The organism is Streptomyces himastatinicus ATCC 53653, assembly GCF_000158915.1.
GTDB classification, from domain to species: Bacteria; Actinomycetota; Actinomycetes; order Streptomycetales; family Streptomycetaceae; genus Streptomyces; species Streptomyces himastatinicus.
On the sequence record NZ_GG657754.1, the window covers coordinates 4,482,547 to 4,500,904 of the forward strand.

The following is an 18,358-nucleotide window of genomic DNA, read 5'->3' on the forward strand; positions in this document are numbered from 1 at the left end:
GGAGCCGCCGATCCAGTGCCCGTACGTCTTCTGCTCGTACGCCTTCATCGAGCCTCCTTGGGGAGGTTGAGTACGCGCTCGGCGATGATGTTGCGCTGGATCTCGTCCGAGCCGCCGTAGATGGTGTCGGCGCGGGAGAAGAGGAACAGGCGCTGCGCGGCGTCGAGTTCATACGGCCGGCCCTCGGTCCAGCGCACCGGGCCGAGCGCGGCCGCGGTGCCCCGCACCTGCACGGCCAGCTCGCCCAGCCGCCGATGCCAGCCGCCCCACAACAGCTTGGCCACACTGGGCGCCCCGGCGTCATGCGGAGCGGACCGATGGGGAGAGGAGGGCGCGGGGGCGGAGGAGGTGGGAGGGGAGGGGGTGGGGGTGGGGCCCCCGGAGGCGGGGTTCCCGGCGGCGCCCAGCATGCGCAGGGCGTTCCAGCGCATGACCTTCAGCTCGGCCCACTGCTGGATGAGCTGGTCGCGCAGTACGGGTTCGCGGGCGGCGCCGGTCTCCAGGGCCTGTCGTATGACGCGGCCGAGTTCCTGGGCGAAGCCGATCTGCTGGACCAGGGTGGAGACTCCGCGTTCCACGGCGAGCAGGCTCATGGCCACGCTCCAGCCCCGGCCCGGGCCGCCGACGAGGTGGTCGGGGTGGGCGAGGGCCCCGTCGAAGAACACCTCGTTGAACTCGGCGGTGCCGGTGAGCTGCCGGATCGGCCGGACCTCGACGCGTCCCGGCTGGTCCATCGGCACCAGCAGGAAGGACAGCCCGTGGTGGCGTTGTGATCCCTCCTCGGTGCGGGCCAGGACGAAGCACCAGTCGGCTTCGCGGGCGTGGGAGGTCCAGATCTTCTGGCCGGTGACGCGGTACGTCCCGTCGCCCGGGTCGCGGTCGGCGCGGGTGCGCACTCCGGCGAGGTCCGAGCCCGCGTCGGGTTCGCTGTAGCCCTGGCACCACAGTTCCTCGCCGCGGGCGATGGGGGGCAGGAAGCGGGCGCGCTGGGCGGGGTCGCCGTGTGCGAGCAGGGTGGGGGCGAGGAGGTTCTCGCCGATGTGGCCGAGCCGGGCGGGGGCTCCGGCGCGGGCGTATTCCTCGGCCCAGACGACCTGTTGGGTGAGGGTGGCGGCCCGGTTTCCGTAGGTCCCGTGGGTCCGGTCCCAGCCGAGCCCGATCCAGCCGCCGCCGCCCAGTTCGCGTTCCCAGGCGCGCTGCGCCGCGGTGTTCGCGGCTTCGGTGGAGCGGCCGGTCGGATGCGCGCCGGTCGGATGCTCGTCTGTCGGGCGCGTGCCCGTCGGATGCGTGCCCGTCGGATGCGTGCCCGTCGGGTGCGCGTCGAGCCAGGCGCGTGCCTCGTCGCGGAAGCGTTCGTCCCCGGGCCCGAAGGCGAAGTCCACCGCTTCCCCCTTTACGCGTTGGGGCGCTGCTGGGCGGCGGCGGCCTGGGCCATGGCTTCGAGCTGGGCCAACAGCGGCATGGGGTCGGTGCCGACCGTGCCGGGCAGGAAGTCGGCGATCTTGTCCGGGGTCCAGGCGCCGTCGGCGTATCCGGCGCGCAGTTCCCTCGGCTGGGCCCAGACCGCGATCTTGGGGCCCGCGATCGTGTAGACCTGCCCGGTGATCTTCTCCGCGCGGGCCCGTTCGCTCAGCAGGTAGACGACCAGGGCCGCGACGTCCTCCGGTTCGCCGATCTCCTTCAGTTCCATCGGCACATTGGCGGACATGCGGGTGCGGGCGACCGGGGCGACGCAGTTCGCGGTGACGCCGTACTTGTGCAGGCCGAGCGCCGCGCTGCGGACCAGCGAGATGATGCCGCCCTTGGCCGAGGCGTAGTTGGCCTGGGCGACGCTGCCCTGGTGGTTGCCGCTGGTGAAGCCGATCAGGGTGCCGGAGCGCTGCCGCCGCATCACCGCGGACGCGGCGCGGAAGACGGTGAAGGTGCCCTTGAGGTGGGTGGCGACGACCGGGTCCCACTCCTCCTCGGTCATGTTGAAGAGCATCCGTTCGCGCAGGATTCCGGCCACGCATACGACGCCGTCGAGCCGTCCGAACCGTTCGACGGCGGTGTCCACGATCCGTTGGCCCCCGGCCATGGTGGAGACGTCGTCGGCGACCGCGACCGCCTCTCCGCCCGCGGCCACGATCTCCTTGACCGCCGCTTCGGCGATCTCGCTGGTGGGTGCGCCGCCCTCGATCGAGACGCCGTAGTCGTTGACGACGACCTTCGCGCCCTCGGCCGCGCAGGCGAGGGCCACGGCTCGTCCGATGCCGCGCCCGGCCCCGGTGACGGCGACCACCTTGCCGTCCAAGAAGTTGCCCACGTCGCGTCCCCTCCCGCAGTTTCTGACGGACCGTTAGATTTTTGAGCAGACCCGCCCCGAGTACAAGCCCTGGAACGGAACCGACCGAAGGAGGCGCCATGTCGCTGCCGCCCGAGTTCCACCACATCGCCCAGCGCGTCAACAACTGGGGGCGCTGGGGCGCCGACGACGAGATCGGCACGCTCAACCTGATCACCGACGCCGTGGTCCGGGACGCCGCGGCGACAGTGCGCACCGGCCGACGCGTCCCGCTCGCGGTCCCGCTGCGGCAGGACGGCATCCAGACCGGGATGGTCCCGGGAAGGGTCAATCCGCTGCACACCATGGTCGCCGTGAACGCCGAGATGTTCGGCCCGGGCACGGTCGCCACCAGCGACGACGCCGTGACGATGGGGCTTCAGGCCGGTACCCACTGGGACGGGCTGGCCCATGTCTCGCACTCCGGCAGGCTCTACAACGGCCGCCCCGCCGCGTCCGTCACTGCCCAGGGCCGCGCGGCCTTCAGCGGCATCGACACGGCGCGGCACATCGTCTCGCGCGGGGTGCTGCTCGACGTCGCGCGCGCCCGGGGCGCGGACCGGCTGCCCGAGGGGCACGTCGTCACCCCCGAAGACCTCGCCGCCGCCGAGGAACTGGCCCGGACCAGCGTCCGGCCCGGCGACATCGTGCTCGTACGGACCGGGCAGATCCAGCGGTATCTCGCGGGCGAGAGGGAGGCGTACGCGTTTCCGTCGCCGGGCCTGTCGCTGCGCACGCCCGAGTGGTTCCACGCCCGCGACGTGGCCGCGGTCGCCAACGACACGCTCACCTTCGAGATCATTCCACCGGAGATCGAGAACCTGTGGCTGCCCGTCCACGCCCTCGACCTGGTCGAGATGGGCATGATGCAGGGCCAGAACTGGAATCTGGAGGAGCTGTCGGCGGCCTGCGCCGAGGAGGGGCGCTACGCCTTTCTGCTGTCGGCCACGCCCGAGCCGTTCAGCGGCGGGACCGGCGCCCCGGTCGCGCCCGTGGCGATCCTCTGACACCGAAAAGAACGAAGAACGCGCCGCGACGAACGGGCGGGCGCGAGGGGACGGGCGGGACGGGTCTATCGGGCGGCGGTGCGCTCATGCACACCCCGAGCACGGCATCGCGCACCGCCACCCGGCTCCGGCGCCGAGCCCTGATCAGGCGCCGGGCCGCGACCCGCACTCGCCAAGGTTCGGTCCCGTGAACACACGGTTCACTGGGACCACATGGACCTCGGCGTCCCCTCGCGACGAATCGCTGATCCTAGAGTGATCACTCGGCCACGTCACGTCAACACCTGGTCTGGACTTTGTGGGGTCCGCCTCAGATGCGAGGGAGCACGGGAGGCGCCATGTCCCGTCAGGAGCGACTTCTCGTGCGCCCCGTGATCGCCACGCTCGCCGCGCTCCGCGCCGTCCGCGCACTCCCCGGGCCGATCGCGGTCGATCTCGCACCAGATGCGCTTGCCCGCGCCCTCGGGCTGCCAGCCCCAGCGGTCCGCGAGCCCGTCGACCAGTTCCAGCCCGCGGCCGTTGGTGGCCTCCTCAGAGGCACGGCGCTGTCGCGGTGCGCGGGCGCTGGCGTCCGCGACCTCGACCCGGACCGTGCCCAGATCGGGCCCCTTGTCCGCGGAGGGCCCATCGGCACCGTCACCGCCGGTGGCGCCGCTCTGCGCGGGGAAGCGCATACGCAGCACGGCGGGACAGCCGGTGTGCACCACGGCGTTGGTGACCAGCTCGGAGATGAGCAGGATCAACGTCTCGGCGAGCGGCTCGTCGGCTCCGATACCGGACCCGGCGAGCCGCGAACGCGCCCACCGACGGGCACGGCTCACCTCCGCGGGGTCGGGCCGGACCTCCATCTGCATCTGAAGCACCTGCACCGCTCACACCATCCGAACCGGCGGACACATCGCCTCATACCTCCAAGAGGCCCTCGAAGAGGTCACGGAACGTGACTCTCCCCCAGCTGCCGCTGGGCGGTACCCCCTTGCGAGAGAGCATGGTTGACGTACAGTCACCCCAACAAGCGCTTCGGTCATATTCCAGCGCCAAGGAGTATGCGTGGGGCATACTGTGCGACGCACGCCCCGAGGACTCGAACAGCGAGGCAAGACCGGAGCGCGCCCCGTGCGAGCGGGGCACATCGGCGTGCCCGGAGTCGCCTCACGGGCCACGCCGGGTTCGTTGCACCCCAAAACCGCTCGCACCCAACGGAGAGTACCCGAGCCGGAGCCCGACTCCCCCCTGTGACGAGTCACGCCTAGGAAACAACCCGATATCAACGCTCGGTCACCTCAAAGCCTCCGGGATCTCCCCCAGAGAATGCGACATCCCAACAATTCAGGCGTATCCATGGAGCCCGGTTACAAACCTGTTTCACCGGTCAACAGGAGTCCGGCGGCAAGTTCCTCCTCGGCCGCGGCCGCCGTCTGCCACTGACCGGCGCGCACCCAGGCCCGCTTGAGGTGCAGATGGACATCGGCTTCCCAGGTGAACCCCATTCCACCGTGCACCTGAAGACAGTCGCGGGCGTTGTGGACGGCCGCCTCGTCGGCGAGCAGTTTGGCGGCGGCTATGTCCCTCGCCTCTTCTGTGACCGCGGCGGCGTACACCACACTTCTGGCTGATTCGGCGCGTACGAGCATCCGCGCACACAGATGCTGTACGGCCTGGAAGGCGCCGATCGGGCGGCCGAACTGGGTACGCGCCGTGGCGTGATCGACCGCCATCCGGACCGTACGGGAGGCGCTGCCGAGCTGTTGGGCGGCGGTCAGCAGGGCCGCCTCGCGGCGCAGCCGGGCGGCGGCCCCCACGGCCCCGGTGCCCGCCACGGCTTCGAAGGCCGGGTGCACGCGGTGCAGCGGTGTGGCCGGGTCGACGGAACGTATCGGCCGTGCCGGGTCCGCGAGCGCGGCGGCCGGAAGCACCTCGGCGTCCTCGCCGCTCAGCACCAGCACGGCGTCGGCCGAGGCCAGATGCTCCACCAGCCGGTCCGCCCCGGGCCCGAGGTCCAGCGCGGTGACCACGGCCGCGCCCTCGGCGGCGCCCTCGACCGCATTCGCGGCCGCGACCTCGGCCGAACCCTCAACGGTGTTACCGGCGCCCAGGCCCGCCGCGAGCTGGGTGGCGACCAGCGGCCCCGGGAGCAGCGTCCGGCCCGCCTCCTCCATGGCCAGCACCGCTTCCGGCAGCCCGAGCCCGACCCCGCCCGCCGCCTCGGGGAGCCGCAGCGCGAAGAATCCGGCCGTGCCGAGTTCCCGCCACAGGGCGCGGTCCAGCGGCGCCGTATCGCCGTGGCCGTCCACCACCGTCCGTAACCGGGTGCGGGGGAAGCGCCGTTCCAGCAGGTCGCGCATCCCGTCCCGCAGTGCCCGCTGGTCGTCGTCGAGCTGGAAGTCCATGGGTCCGGGTCACCGCCCCTTCGGCAGGCCGAGGATGCGCTCGGCGACGATGTTCCGCTGGATCTGCGAGGTTCCGGCGGCGATGGTGTACGAGAGGGACGACAGCCGGTCCGCGACCCATTCGTGCCCGGCGTCCAGCGCGTCCGGGCCCAGCACCTCGGCGGCGGCCTCGTACAGCTCCTGCCGCACCTCGGAGAAGCGGAGCTTGAAGACCGAGCCGCCGACGCCCGGCACCCCGCCGGTGCGCTGCGCCTCGCTCACGTTCCACTGGGTGAGCCGCCACAGCGCCGCGCAGGCGGCGGCGATCCGCCCGAGCCTCCGCCGCAGCACGGGGTCGTCCCACCGTCCGTTGGCCTTGGCGGTGCGGGCGAGGGCCTCCAGTACGCGTCGGCAGGCGATGACCTCGCCGACGAAGGCCGTGCCGCGTTCGAAGGAGAGGGTCACCATGGTCACCCGCCAGCCGTCGTTCTCGGCGCCGATCCGGTGGTCGACGGGCACCCGCACCTCGTCGAGGAAGACCTCGGCGAACTCGGCGGTCCCGGCGAGGGTGCGCAGCGGCCGTACGGTCACGCCGGGCGCGTCCATGGGCAGGGCGAGCCAGGTGATGCCCCGGTGCTTCGGGGTCCCGGGGCCCATGGGCGTGGTGCGCACCAGGAGTTCGCACCAGTCGGCGACCTCGGCGTGCGAGGTCCAGATCTTGCTGCCGCTGACGACGTAGCTGTCGCCGTCCCGTTCGGCCCGGGTGCGCAAGGAGGCCAGGTCGGATCCGGCGTCGGGTTCGGAGAAGCCCTGGCACCAGACCTGGTCGCCGCGGAGGATCGGCGGCAGCCAGCGGGCCCGTTGGGCGGGGGTGCCCTCGGCGGCGATGGTGGGGCCCGCGTGGAGCAGTCCGACGAAGTTGGCGCCGACGTAGGGCGCGCCCGCGCGTTCGGTCTCCTCCAGGAAGATCAGGTGCTGGGTGGGGGTGGCGCCCCGGCCTCCGGCGTCCTTTGGCCAGTGCAGTCCGGCGTATCCGGCGTCGTAGAGCATGCGCTGCCAGCCGCAGTCGTAGGCGCGGCGGGCGGGCCAGTCGGCGGGGTCGGGGCGGTCGGGCAGGGTGGGGAGGACGTCCGCGAGCCAGGCGCGCAGTCCGTGCCGGAAGTCCTCCTCGTCCTGCGTGAAGGCGAGATCCATCGGCGGCCGTCCTCCCTTTTCTGATGTGACTTTCTGATGTGACGTCAGATCAGGCGGCAGGGGAAGGCTAATCCGCGCCCCCTGGACCGACAAGACGGACGGCCTTACGCTTCCCGCATTATCTGACTAACCGTCAGATTCATGGTCACGGGAGGCCGGGATGACCGACACCGCAGCCGGGACGACCGACACCGCACACGCCCTCGGCGCATCGGCGACGCTGTGGGAACTGCTGGAGCGGCGCGCCGCGCTCACCCCGGACGCCCCCGCGCTGATCCAGGCCGCCGCCAGCGGACGGCACGACCGGAGGCTGACGTTCCGGGCGCTGCGCACCCGCGCGGAGCGCACGGCGGCCGGGCTGTACGCGATGGGGGTGGGCCCCGGCAGCCGGGTCGCCTGGCAACTGCCCACCCGGCTGGAGACGGTCGTGCTGACCATGGCGCTGGCCCGGCTGGGCGCCGTACAGACCCCGCTCATCCCGTACTACCGCGACCGCGAGGTGGGGTACGCGCTACGGGCCTCGGGCGCGCGCTTCTTCGCCGTCCCCGGGGCCTGGCGCGGTTTCGACCATACGGCGATGGCGCACCGGCTGGCCGCCGGGCTGCCGCAGCCGCCGCGGGTCTTCGAGGCGTACGACGCGCTTCCGGTCGCCGACCCGAAGGCGGCGAAGCTGCCGCCGCCGCCCACCGACGGGACCGCCGTCCGCTGGATCTACTGGACCTCGGGCACCACCTCCGACCCCAAGGGGGTGCTGCACACCGACCGCAGCCTCATCGCCGCCGGGTCGTGTCTCGCCCACGCGCTGCGGCTCAGGCCGGACGACATCGGGTCGATGGCCTTCCCGTACGCCCATGTCGCCGGGCCCGACTACACGGTGATGCTGCTGCTGTACGGCTTCCCCGCCGTGCTGCTGGAGCACTTCGCGCTGCCGGACTCCCTGGCCGCGTACCGGCGGCACGGGGTGACGGTCGCGGGCGGCAGCACCGCCTTCTACTCCATGTTCCTGGCGGAGCAGCGCAAGGATCCCGCGCACCGGCTCATCCCGACGCTGCGGCTGCTGGCCGGTGGCGGCGCCCCCAAGCCGCCCGCGCTGTACCACGAGGTGGTGCGGGAGCTGGGGTGCCAACTGACCCACGGCTACGGGATGACCGAGGTTCCCATGATCACCATGGGTTCGCCGGACGACAGTGCCGAGCTGCTGGCGACGACGGAGGGGCGCCCGCCCGCGGAGATGGAGATCCGCGTCGTGGACGGGGAGGTGCGGCTGCGGGGCGAGGCGGTGTGCGCCGGATATCTGGACGAGGCCCAGACCCGGGAGGCATTCGACGCCGACGGCTTCTTGCGCACCGGCGATCTCGGCCATCTGACGGCAAGCGGTCATCTCGTGCTCACGGGGCGTGCCAAGGACATCATCATCCGTAAGGGCGAGAACATCTCCGCGAAGGAGATCGAGCAACTGCTGTACCGGCACCCGGATGTGGGGGACGTGGCGGTGATCGGGCTGCCGGACGCGGAGCGCGGGGAGGTGGTGTGCGCCGTGGTGGAGCAGCCGGTGGGGGCGGCGCCGCTGACGGTCGAGGGGGTCGGGTCGTATCTGCGGGACGTGGGGCTGTCGGTGCACAAGGTGCCGGAGCGGGTCGAGGTGGTGGACGCGCTGCCGCGCAACGAGACGCTGCGGAAGGTGCTGAAGTACCGGCTGAGGGAGCGGTTCGGGGGTGCGGTCCGCTAGGGGGGTCAGCCAGACGTGCTGTACGTGGCCGTCGCCTGCTCGAAGTGCTGGTTCACCGCGCGGCGCTCATCGGCCGGGCCTATCGCCAGGATCACGTGGTAGCGGCCGCCGATCAGCATCGCCAGGTTGCGCGCGTACACATTGCGGCCGCTGCTGTCCCGCCAGCTGAACTGGCCCTCCGCCATCGCCGTCTTCCCGACGTCGATCCGCTTCAGCCCCGAGGACGACGCCCACGCCGAGTCACGGAAGGCGGCCAGTTCGGCCTCCCGGTTCTGCTGGTACGCCATCGGGTCGGCGCCGAACTCGGACACCTTGTCCCGCCCGGCCACGATCACCAGCTCGATGTCGCCGCCGATGTACCGGATCTGGCCGCGCGCGTTCTCGCCGCGCCGGGTCCAGCCCTCGTGGACGGCGACGGCGAAGCCCTTGGGGTCCTTGCGGACCGCGAAGCCCTTCGCGAGACCGTCCGGTTCGGTGGACTGCGGTGCGTCGGACCCCGGATCCGACGAACCGCCGCTGCCCTCGCCGTCCTCCTCGGACGACGGTGACGCCGGGTCGTGGGCGCTGGTGGGCGCCGGGCTCCCCGCGCCCGCCGACCCCGTACGGTCCTGGCCGCCGGTGTCCTCGGAGCGCGGCATGAACATCATCGCGTACAGCACCGCCGCCGCCAGGCCCAGCAGTATCAGCAGGAGCAGCACCCGCCCCAGCCTGCGCGGCTTGCGGCCGGGGGCCTGCTCCCGGCGCGGGGCCTGCTCGCACCGCGGGGCCGGGGCCGGTTCGCGCGCGGCCTGCTTCGCCCGCTTGTGCCGCCCGTGCGCGGCCGCCGCCCGGTCCGGGCGGGCCCGGCCCTTGCGCACCAGCCAGCCGCGGCGGCGCACGATGGGCAGCCGCTTGGGGTCCGACGCGCCGCCCGGACCGATCGACGGAACGGTGACCGTACTGCTGCCGACATCCGGCTCCGGCGCCGACCTGATCAGCGAACGCAGCCAGCCGCGCAGCTCCTCGAAGTCGGGCCGCTCGGTGGGGTCCTGCCGCATCAGGGACTCGACGACGGGGCGCAGCGGACCGCACTCCTCCGCGTAGGCGGGTGCCTCCGCGCACACCATCTGCACCAGCTCGGCGGCGTTCTCCTCCGGGTACGGGGCATGGCCCTGGACGGCGCGGAAGAGCAGCACGCCGAGCGCCCACAGGTCGGCGGCGGGGCCGACGGGCGGGGCCAGCCGCCAGTTCTCGTGGACGGGACCGGCCTGCTCGGGCGCCCAGCGCTCGGTGACGGCGCCGACCACGACGATCCGCGCCTGCCGGGCCCGTTCGGCGGCGAGCGCGGTGGTGGGGCCGCGCGGCGGGCCGTCGTCCGCCGTACCGCCGCCGTCCCAGGAGCCGCCGTCGTCCTCCCGGTTCGGCTGCCGGGGCACGGTGGCGCCTTCCGGCGCGCGGGAAGCGGAACCGGAATCAGAAGCGGAATCAGAAGCGGAATCGAAACCGGAGGCGGTGCCGGGCCGGGGCGCGCCGCCGCCGGTGAGCGGCTCCGGGTCCTGGACGGGGTGCTGGGGGGCGTCGACGCCCATCCGTGCGGCGGCCGCACGGGCTCCTGCCGCGTACGCGGCGAATGGCCTTTCGCCCGCGCGGCGCGCGCGGCAGCGCCCTGCGCGTCATCCGCGGGCGGCCACACTGTACGTCATCGCCCGCGCCCCTGCACCGGAATGTGCCCCGACCCGTCGACGGCCCATGCGACGTCCGGTTCCTGCGATCCGTCCCAGGCGCCCGGTCCGTCCCAGGCGCCCGGCCCGGGCCCCCGGTCGGCGTCGCCCGCGGGGCGCGGAGCGGGGAAGCCGCCCGCCGCGCCCTGGTCGCGGTAGACCGGGCCGCGCCCGCCGGGCCGCTGGTCGGGGGCGGCGCTCTCGTAACCCTGCGGGAGGGCCGGGGTGGGGGTGACGCCGATGGGAGTGCCGTCGGGCGGCGTGGGGGTGTACCCCTCGTCCTCGGCGGCCGTGCCCCGCGGCGACGCGGGCCCGGCACCGGGCCCGGCCGCGCCCGCACCCGCACCCGCGTCCGCGTCCGGCGGCCCCGGCACCGGGTCGTAGCCGCACAGCGCCTCCTCCGCGGCGCCCGCCGCCAGGCCCGTCAGCATCGCGCGGCCGTCGTCGCACAACAGCACCGTGCGGGTGGTGATGTTGCGGTGCGTCCAGCCGTGGGCGTGGAGCGCGCGGAGCGCCGTCAGCACATCGTTGGCGACCTCGGCGGCGCGGTGGGGGGACAGGTTCTGCTCGGTGAGCAGCGCGGCGAGCGGGCGCCCGGCGACGAGTTCGCTGACGATCCACAGGCTTCCGGCCTCCGCGAAGACGTGGAAGACCTGACCGAGCCTCGGGTGGTCGGGGACCTGCGCGGCGGCGGTGGCCGCGTCCAGGGCGCGCCGTACGGCGGGATCGCCGCCGCCGCGGGCGGTACGGGACGTCCCGTTCAGCGCCCCACCGGGGTGGCCGTCGTCGTCGACGACCTCGGCGTCGACGACTTCCGGAAGCGGTATCTGCCGCAGGTGGACCGGCTGTCCGCTGTAGGTGTCGAAGGCGCGGATCTCGGCGAACTCGTACGCGTCGGCGGGCGGCAGGGGCAGGCGATAGCGGCCGGCCAGCACCCGGCCCGCGTACTCGTCCACGACGCCTCCCCTAGCGCACGATCAGCGCGAATCAACGTCCCTTTATGCGATCAGCACAGCGCTAAGCCGTCAATTGTGGTCGTTTTGGCGGGTTCATGCGACTGCGCACGGTCTACGGGCACTCACGATACGGGCCCGCGCGACGCTTCGCCGACAGGAGTGCTCAGTCCGTGATGTCGAAGGTTTTGAACGCGGTGTCGCGCAGCGTCCTGCACTCCTTCTCGTCCCACTTGCTCGCCTCGCAAGTGATCATGATGGAGAAGCCATGGCTGTCGTCGACCTTGAAGCCGCGGTTGAGCACGCGGACGTGCTTGCCGTCCTGGTCACGCTCGAACTGCCAGTCCGCGACGGTCGGGTAGCCCCGCCACTCGACCGACTTGATGCCCAGGCCCTTGTACCCGGACATGCTGCTGCGCGCGGCGGCCTCGCCCTTGCGCCACTCGGCCGCCGCGTCGGGCTTCGGGGAGGAGGTGAAGTCGATCTGAATACGCGGGATGCTGGAGCCGCCGTAGTACTTTCGGCTGCCGCTGTAGCTCCCGTTGTGCACCGACCATCCCTTGGGCATCGCCATGGTGAAGGGGAAGTCGGAGCTGTTGACGGTCTCGTAGCCGGACGGCACGGAGGCGCCCTTGCCCTCTTCCTTGCCGCCGCTTCCGCCGTCGTCCCCGCTGTCGTCCTTGCCCTTGCCCTTGCCGCCGTCGTCCGCGTCGTCTCTCTTGGACGCGTCCGCGTCCGTCTGCTCCGTCGATCCGCCGGAGGTCTTGCCGTCCGGCGCCTGGGTGTTCGCCTTGCCGGACGAACCGGCGTCCTTGCCGTTCTGCCGGTCGTCGCCCGATGTCCCGGAGGAGGCGGATGCCTTGGCGCCGGACCCGCCCTTGGCGCTGTCGCCGTCGTCGCCGCCGCTGAAGGCGATGGCGAGCACGGTGCCCACGATGACGACCACGACCACCGCGATGATGATCAGCGTCCGCTTGGACACCACATCGGTGATCGGCGCGCGGGGCGGCACCGGCCGGTACGGGCCGGACCCGCCCTCGGGCGTCCCGGAACCGGAGGACGAAGAGGAGGAGGAAACGGAAGCGGAAGCGGCCGAACCGGCGGCCGCCTCCCCCTTCTCCGACGACTGCGGGGACGGCGCGGACTTCGAGGAGTCCGAAGCCTTCGAGGACTGCGCCGCCTGCGCGGAGGCCGCTGACTTCGCCGACTCGGCCTTCTTCGACGTCTCCGGCTTCTTCGCCGTATCCGCCTTCTGCACGGCCTTCTTCTGCTCGGCCTTCGCGTTCCGTGCGGACTTCAGCGCACCCCGGGCCCGCTCAGCGACAGCCGCGGACTTGGCCCCCGCGGCGGCCTCGTCCTCCGCCGAGGGGGCGGGCGGCAGGCTCATGGTGCGGGTCGCGTCGGCGGGCGGGGTCTTCGCGGTGTCCTGGGGGGCGCTCAGGGCGTGCTCCAGCAGCGCCCGCGCCCCGGCGTCGTCCAGCCGCTGGTCGGGGTCCTTGTTCAGCAGGCCGTAGATGACCTCTTCCAGCGGGCCCGCGTTCTTCGGCGGCTCGACCGGCTCGGTCATCACCGCGGTGAGGGTCGCTATGGCCGTGCTCTTGTCGTACGGCGGTACGCCCTCGACCGCCGCGTACAGCAGGCCGCCCAGCGACCACAGGTCGGCGGGCGGGCCGGGCTTGTGGCCGCGGGCCCGCTCCGGGGAGATGTAGGAGGGCGCGCCGACGAGCATGCCGGTGGAGGTGACGGACGGGTCGCCCTCGACCTGGGCGATACCGAAGTCGGTGAGGACGACGCGGCCGTCGTCCGAGATCAGCACGTTGGACGGCTTCACGTCGCGGTGCAGGATGCCCGCCTGGTGGGCGGCGCGCAGCACGTCGAGGACGGCGAGCCCGACCTCGGCGGCACGCTGCGGGGTGAGCGGCCCGTCGTCCCGGACGACGTCGGCGAGCGAGCGGCCCTCGATCAGCTCCATGACGATCCAGGGGCGGTCGTCCTCGTCGACCACGTCATAGACGGTGACGGCACCATTGCTGCGGATCCGGGCGATCGCCTTCGCCTCGCGCAGCGTGCGGGTGATGAGCCGTCTCTTCTCGTCTTCCTCGACGCTGGACGGGAAGCGCAGCTCCTTGACCGCGACCGTACGGCCAAGGGTCTGGTCGCTCGCGCGCCAGACGGTGCCCATGCCGCCCTGACCGAGAATCTCCCCCAGCCGGTAACGCCCGGCGAGGAGGCGCCCAGTCGAACCCTGCGTCTTCTCAGCCTCCGACATGCGACCCCTCTGCAAATCAACCCACCCTGAACCCACCCTGGGAGAGCCCCCATTGTCTCTCATCCACGACCCCGGGAAAGCCCGGGGTCCGGGCGCGGAGCGGGCACGGTGCGGCGGCCGTTCCGGCACCTGCGAACATCGGAGGGTCCGCAGGGAACGGAAAGGCCCGTGTCATGCCCATCTCCGCCATACGATGGCACAGGCGAGGCCGTATGCCGACCGTCATGGCGCTGGTCGCGGCCACGGCCGTCGCACTGACGGGCTGTACGGGCCGTACGGCGGAGGCGGACGCGCAGCCGAGCGCGAGCGGTGGCCGGGAGGCGGCCGACCGCGAGGAGGGCCCCATACGGACGGCCCTGCGGGGGCTGGTGACCGACGGCGAGGCGCCCGGGGCGGCGGTGCTCGTACGGGACGGGGGCGCGACGCGGTTCGCCACGGCGGGGGTCGCGGACACCCGGACCGGGCGGCGCATCCAGCGGGACGATCACTTCCGCGCGGGCAGCGTCACCAAGACCGTCATCGCGGCGGTGACGCTGCGTCTGACCGGCGAGAGGCGGCTCGACCTGGCCGACACAGTCGAGGAACACCTCCCGGGACTGGTCCGCGGCCATGGCAACAATGGCCGAAAAATCACCCTCCGCCAGCTCCTCACCCACACCAGCGGGCTCTTCGACTACACGGCCGACCCGGTGCTGGCGCGTCAGCTGTCGGCCACGGAGGGCACGGACGGTACGGAGGGCACGGACGGTACGGACGCCACGGGGACCGATGGCGGGACGCACAGCCCCGCCTCCCTGATACGGGCCGCCGTCGCCCACCCCCCGTCCTTCGCTCCCGGCGCGAAGTGGCAGTACTCCAACACCAACTACGTCCTGCTGGGCATGATCGTCGAGCAGGTCACCGGTCGCTCGTACGCCGCCGAGGCCGAGCGCCGGGTCCTCGCTCCGCTCGCACTGCGCAACACCTCGTTCCCCGGCTCCCGCACCACGCTCCCGGCGCCGCACGGCCACGCGTACGACGCGCGGGGCGGCGACTGGCGCGATGTCACCGACCTCGACCCGTCCGCCGCCGGAGCCGCGGGCGAGATGATCTCCACGCTGGACGATCTGTCCCGCTTCCTCGACGCCCTGCTGCGCGGCGAGGTGGTGCCGAAGGCCCAGCTGCGGCGGATGGAGGACACCTCGGCCTCCGGCGGCCGGTACGGGATGGGCCTGTTCCCGATGCCGCTGCGGTGCGGGACGACGGTGTGGGGGCACAACGGCGAGATCAACGGCTCGTATGCGCTGGCCGTGTCGACCCGCGACGGCCGCCACACCCTCGTCTACCGCCTCAACAGCGCCGGTCAGCCGGACCCGGACGCCGAGACCGCCCTGCTCACGGCGGAGTTCTGCCCGGACCGCTGACCTACAGCGGCACGATGTCCGGTGCGCCCAGCCTGGCCGCGTCCGCCGTCAGGTCGTCCGGCTGCCGCTGCGATTCGCGCTCCGCCTCCACCCGCTTCTCGTAGTGCTCGACCTCCTTGTCGATCTGCTCAGGACCCCAGCCCAGCACCGGCGCCATCAGCTCGGCCACCTCTCGGGCGCCGCGGGTGCCCCGGTCGAAGGTCTCGATGGAGATGCGGGTGCGCCGGGTGAGGACGTCGTCCAGGTGGCGGGCGCCCTCGTGGGAGGCGGCGTAGACGACCTCGGCGCGCAGATAGTCCTCGGCGGCGGCGAGCGGTTCACCCAGCGACGAGTCGGTGGCGACCAGCTCCAGCACCTCCTCGGTGAGCGCGCCGTACCGGTTCAGCAGGTGTTCGACGCGGGCGACGTGCAGCCCGGTGCGCTTGGCCATGCGCGCCCGCGCGTTCCACAGCGCGTTGTAGCCGACGGCGCCGGCCAGCGGCACGTCCTCGGTGACGCAGGGCCCGACCCGCCGGTCGAGGGCGTGCACCGCCTCGTCCACGGCGTCCTTGGCCATGACCCGGTACGTCGTGTACTTGCCGCCCGCGACCACCACCAGGCCCGGCACCGGATGGGCCACCGTGTGCTCGCGCGAGAGCTTGCTGGTCGCGTCCGACTCCCCGGCCAGCAGCGGGCGCAGCCCGGCGTAGACGCCCTCGACGTCGTCGCGGGTGAGCGGCACCGCGAGGACCTCGTTGACGTGTTCCAGCAGGTAGTCGATGTCGGCGCTGGAGGCGGCCGGATGCGCCTTGTCGAGGTCCCAGCCGGTGTCGGTGGTGCCGATGATCCAGTGCCGCCCCCACGGGATCACGAACAGGACGCTCTTCTCGGTGCGCAGGATCAGCCCGGTCGAGGAGTGGATGCGGTCCCTGGGCACCACGAGGTGGATGCCCTTGGACGCGCGGACGTGGAACTGGCCGCGCTCCCCGATCAGCGCCTGGGTCTCGTCCGTCCACACTCCGCTGGCGTTCACCACCTGGCGGGCCCGGACCTCGAACTCGCCCCCCTGCTCCAGGTCGTGCACCCGGGCCCCGACGACACGCGCTCCCTCGCGCAGGAAGCCGACCACCCTGGCCCGGTTGGCGACGTGCGCGCCGTACCGGGCGGCGGTGCGCACCAGGGAGGTGACGAAGCGGGCGTCGTCCACCTGGGCGTCGTAGTACTGGAGCGCGCCGACCAGGGCGTCCTTGCGGAGGCCGGGGGCGACGCGCAGCGCGCGGGTGCGCGAGAGATGGCGGTGGACGGGCAGCCCGCGGCCGTGCCCGGAGGAGACCGACATCGCGTCGTAGAGCGCGACGCCCGCCCCGGCGTAGACCCGCTCCCAGCCGCGGTGCTTGAGCGGGTAGAGGAACGGGACGGGGCTTGACCAGGTGCGGAGCGATCCGCTCCAGCAGCAGTCCGCGTTCCTTCAGCGCCTCTCTGACGAGGGCGAAGTCGAGCATCTCCAGATAGCGCAGGCCGCCGTGGACCAGCTTGCTGGAGCGGCTGGAGGTGCCGGAGGCCCAGTCCCTGGACTCGACCAGTCCGGTCTCCAGGCCGCGGGTCGCGGCGTCGAGCGCGGTGCCCGCGCCGACCACGCCGCCGCCCACGACCAGTACGTCCAGCTCACGGTCCGCCATCCGGGCCAGCGCCTCGCCGCGCTCGGCCGGTCCCAGTGCCGGTGTCTTCACCGCTGCCTCCCGTTGTGATCGACGTCACGACGCTCGCCTGATGATTCTCCTGGCTCTCTCCTCGCCGTGCCATGCCGCTGTGCCATGCCGGTCCGGGTCCTGGGCGGGCCGCCGCACGGGCCGTCCCCTGCCGGTGACCGCAACACCGCGTCGCCACCCTCCGTCAATACTGAATACGAGTCATATTTCCGCTTAGTCTGCCTTTGCGCCATCCGGAATCGCCTCGGGAAGGACGGCTCGAAGTCATGCCCGCAGATCTCGCCGTCATCGGACTCGGCCATCTCGGCCTCCCGCTCGCCCAGGCCGCCACCGCCGCCGGTGTCCGTACGATCGGCTACGACCCGGACTCCCGGGCCGCCGACGAGCTGCGGGCCGGGCGGCTGCCCACCGGGGCGGGCGACGGCTCGCTGACCGCCGCCGAGCTGCGCCGGATGATCTCCGGCGGCTTCCGGACCACCACCGACCCGGCCGAGCTGGGCCGGGTCCGCACCGCCGTGATCTGCTCCCCCACGCCGCTCGGCGAGGACCGCCGTCTTGATCTGTCCGCGGTCGGCGAGGCGGCGCGCACGCTGGCGGGGTGGCTGCGCCCGCACACCACTGTTCTGCTGGAATCCACCGTGTACCCCGGCACCACCGAGGAATTCCTGCGCCCGCTGCTGGAAGAGGGATCCGGGCTGCGGGCCGGGCGCGACTTCCACCTCGCCTACTCCCCCGGCCGCCTCGACCCCGGCAACCGCGTCTACGGCTACGCCAACACCCCCAAGGTCATCGGCGGCCTCACCGCCGCCTGCACCGAGGCGGCCGCCGCGTTCTACGGCCGCCTCACCGAGAAGGTCGTCCGCGCCCGCGGGCCGCGCGAGGCCGAGACCGTGAAGGTCCTGGAGACCAACTACCGGCACGTCAACATCGCCCTGGTCAACGAGATGGCGGCGTTCTGCCACGACAACGGCGTCGACCTGTGGGACGTGGTGCGCTGCGCCGAGACCAAGCCGTTCGGCTTCCAGTCCTTCCGCCCCGGCCCCGGCGTCGGCGGCCACGGCGCGCCGATCGAATGCGACGGGATGACCCACCCGCAGCGCGGGCTCGGCCTCCCGCTGCGCATGGTCGAGCTGGCGCAGCAGGTCAACGGGCGGATGCCGGGCTACGTCACCCAGCGCTGTACGGCGCTCCTCAACGAGCACGGCAAGTCGGCGCGCGGCGCCCATGTCCTGCTGCTCGGCGTCAGCTACAAGCCGGACGTGGCGGACGAGGAGGGCTCCCCGGCGCGCGAGATCGCCGCCCGGCTGATGGAGCTGGGCGCCCAGCTCGGCTACCACGATCCGTATGTGCCGGGCTGGCGGGTCCTGGGCCGCCCGGTGCCGCGCGCGGACGCGCTGTACGAGGCGGCGGCCGAGGCCGACCTGACGGTGCTGCTCCAGCACCACCGCACGTACGACCTCCAGGGCCTGGCCGCCAAGGCCCAGCTGCTGCTGGACACCCGCGGCGCCAGCCCGGCGGGCGTCCACCGGCTGTAAAGCCCGCCGGACAGGGCCTAACCGCCGTCCGCCGCCCGGCGCCGGGTGGTCCGCAGGCGCAGGGCGGCCGCCAGCGCGATCAGGCCCAGCCCGCCCGCCACGAACGCGACCGCGCCCGACGGTACCGAGCGCACATCGGCGGTGAACGTCATCGGCGCTCCCCACGGCCGCCCGTCGGCGCGGGTGTA

Annotated in this window: 12 protein-coding genes and 1 pseudogene; 4 read left to right on the forward strand and 9 right to left on the reverse strand. The window is 72.8% G+C overall.

All coding sequences use genetic code 11. The annotated features are described in order from the left end of the window. Positions 1–44: 44 nt before the first annotated feature. Together SSOG_RS18520 and SSOG_RS18525 are read right to left on the reverse strand one after the other, a co-directional pair. Positions 45–1,382: an acyl-CoA dehydrogenase family protein gene (locus tag SSOG_RS18520; RefSeq protein ID WP_009715777.1), complete on the reverse strand. Its 1,338-nt coding sequence runs from the start codon at positions 1,380–1,382 to the stop codon at positions 45–47. An 11-nt stretch (positions 1,383–1,393) separates the two neighbouring features. Beyond that, on the reverse strand, positions 1,394–2,305 hold the full coding sequence (locus SSOG_RS18525) for an SDR family oxidoreductase (protein WP_009715778.1): 912 nt from the start codon (positions 2,303–2,305) through the stop codon (positions 1,394–1,396). Positions 2,306–2,403: 98 nt separating this feature from the next. Between SSOG_RS18525 and SSOG_RS18530 the strand changes: the two genes are divergently transcribed. Next, positions 2,404–3,330, forward strand: a complete 927-nt coding sequence (locus tag SSOG_RS18530; protein WP_009715779.1) for a cyclase family protein — start codon at positions 2,404–2,406, stop codon at positions 3,328–3,330. A gap of 272 nt (positions 3,331–3,602) precedes the next feature. Here the strand turns inward: SSOG_RS18530 and SSOG_RS18535 are convergent, their stop codons facing one another. The 3 genes from SSOG_RS18535 to SSOG_RS18545 all read right to left on the reverse strand — a co-directional run bounded on the left by SSOG_RS18535 (position 3,603) and on the right by SSOG_RS18545 (position 6,893). Further along, positions 3,603–4,199, reverse strand: a complete 597-nt coding sequence (locus SSOG_RS18535; protein ID WP_039938025.1) for an ATP-binding protein — start codon at positions 4,197–4,199, stop codon at positions 3,603–3,605. Between the two features lie 483 nt (positions 4,200–4,682). Then, positions 4,683–5,720 (reverse strand): acyl-CoA dehydrogenase family protein, encoded by a 1,038-nt coding sequence (locus tag SSOG_RS18540; protein WP_009715781.1) that lies wholly within the window; start codon positions 5,718–5,720, stop codon positions 4,683–4,685. A gap of 9 nt (positions 5,721–5,729) precedes the next feature. Beyond that, positions 5,730–6,893, reverse strand: coding sequence for an acyl-CoA dehydrogenase family protein (locus SSOG_RS18545; RefSeq protein ID WP_009715782.1), 1,164 nt, complete (start codon positions 6,891–6,893; stop codon positions 5,730–5,732). 160 nt (positions 6,894–7,053) lie between these two features. Here SSOG_RS18545 and SSOG_RS18550 point away from each other — a divergent pair, with 160 nt between their 5' ends. Continuing rightward, entirely contained in the window at positions 7,054–8,622 is a 1,569-nt protein-coding gene (locus SSOG_RS18550; RefSeq protein WP_009715783.1) for a class I adenylate-forming enzyme family protein, read from the forward strand. Positions 8,623–8,627: 5 nt separating this feature from the next. Here SSOG_RS18550 and SSOG_RS58450 read toward each other — a convergent pair whose 3' ends face one another. The 3 genes from SSOG_RS58450 to SSOG_RS18560 all read right to left on the reverse strand — a co-directional run bounded on the left by SSOG_RS58450 (position 8,628) and on the right by SSOG_RS18560 (position 13,544). Further along, positions 8,628–10,037, reverse strand: coding sequence for a serine/threonine-protein kinase (locus tag SSOG_RS58450; protein WP_425385421.1), 1,410 nt, complete (start codon positions 10,035–10,037; stop codon positions 8,628–8,630). A gap of 263 nt (positions 10,038–10,300) precedes the next feature. Next, positions 10,301–11,278 carry a protein kinase domain-containing protein gene (locus SSOG_RS58455; RefSeq protein ID WP_009715784.1) on the reverse strand — a complete coding sequence of 326 codons (978 nt, stop codon included), beginning with the start codon at positions 11,276–11,278 and terminating at the stop codon, positions 10,301–10,303. Positions 11,279–11,441: 163 nt separating this feature from the next. Continuing rightward, positions 11,442–13,544, reverse strand: coding sequence for a serine/threonine-protein kinase (locus SSOG_RS18560; RefSeq protein ID WP_039938028.1), 2,103 nt, complete (start codon positions 13,542–13,544; stop codon positions 11,442–11,444). Positions 13,545–13,756: 212 nt separating this feature from the next. On the opposite strand from SSOG_RS18560, the gene SSOG_RS18565 reads away from it, so the two are divergent. Continuing rightward, a complete protein-coding gene (locus SSOG_RS18565) occupies positions 13,757–14,947 on the forward strand; it encodes a serine hydrolase domain-containing protein (RefSeq protein WP_245606327.1) in 1,191 nt (396 codons plus the stop codon). Between the two features lies 1 nt (position 14,948). Here the strand turns inward: SSOG_RS18565 and SSOG_RS57480 are convergent. After that, positions 14,949–16,656, reverse strand: a pseudogene (locus tag SSOG_RS57480) (glycerol-3-phosphate dehydrogenase/oxidase). A gap of 245 nt (positions 16,657–16,901) precedes the next feature. Here SSOG_RS57480 and SSOG_RS18575 point away from each other — a divergent pair. After that, the gene (locus tag SSOG_RS18575) at positions 16,902–18,170 is read left to right on the forward strand and encodes a nucleotide sugar dehydrogenase (RefSeq protein ID WP_009715788.1); all 1,269 of its coding nucleotides are present in this window, start codon (positions 16,902–16,904) and stop codon (positions 18,168–18,170) included. Positions 18,171–18,358 lie beyond the last annotated feature (188 nt).

What these genes read in the sequence shown, in the direction of transcription:
- SSOG_RS18530 (WP_009715779.1), top strand. Translation starts at nt 2,404, where the DNA reads ATGTCGCTGCCGCCCGAGTTCCACCACATCGCCCAGCGCGTCAACAAC.
- SSOG_RS18540 (WP_009715781.1), bottom strand. Translation starts at nt 5,720, where the DNA reads ATGGACTTCCAGCTCGACGACGACCAGCGGGCACTGCGGGACGGGATG.
- SSOG_RS18545 (WP_009715782.1), bottom strand. Translation starts at nt 6,893, where the DNA reads ATGGATCTCGCCTTCACGCAGGACGAGGAGGACTTCCGGCACGGACTG.
- SSOG_RS18550 (WP_009715783.1), top strand. Translation starts at nt 7,054, where the DNA reads ATGACCGACACCGCAGCCGGGACGACCGACACCGCACACGCCCTCGGC.
- SSOG_RS18560 (WP_039938028.1), bottom strand. Translation starts at nt 13,544, where the DNA reads ATGTCGGAGGCTGAGAAGACGCAGGGTTCGACTGGGCGCCTCCTCGCC.
- SSOG_RS18565 (WP_245606327.1), top strand. Translation starts at nt 13,757, where the DNA reads ATGCCGACCGTCATGGCGCTGGTCGCGGCCACGGCCGTCGCACTGACG.
- SSOG_RS18575 (WP_009715788.1), top strand. Translation starts at nt 16,902, where the DNA reads ATGCCCGCAGATCTCGCCGTCATCGGACTCGGCCATCTCGGCCTCCCG.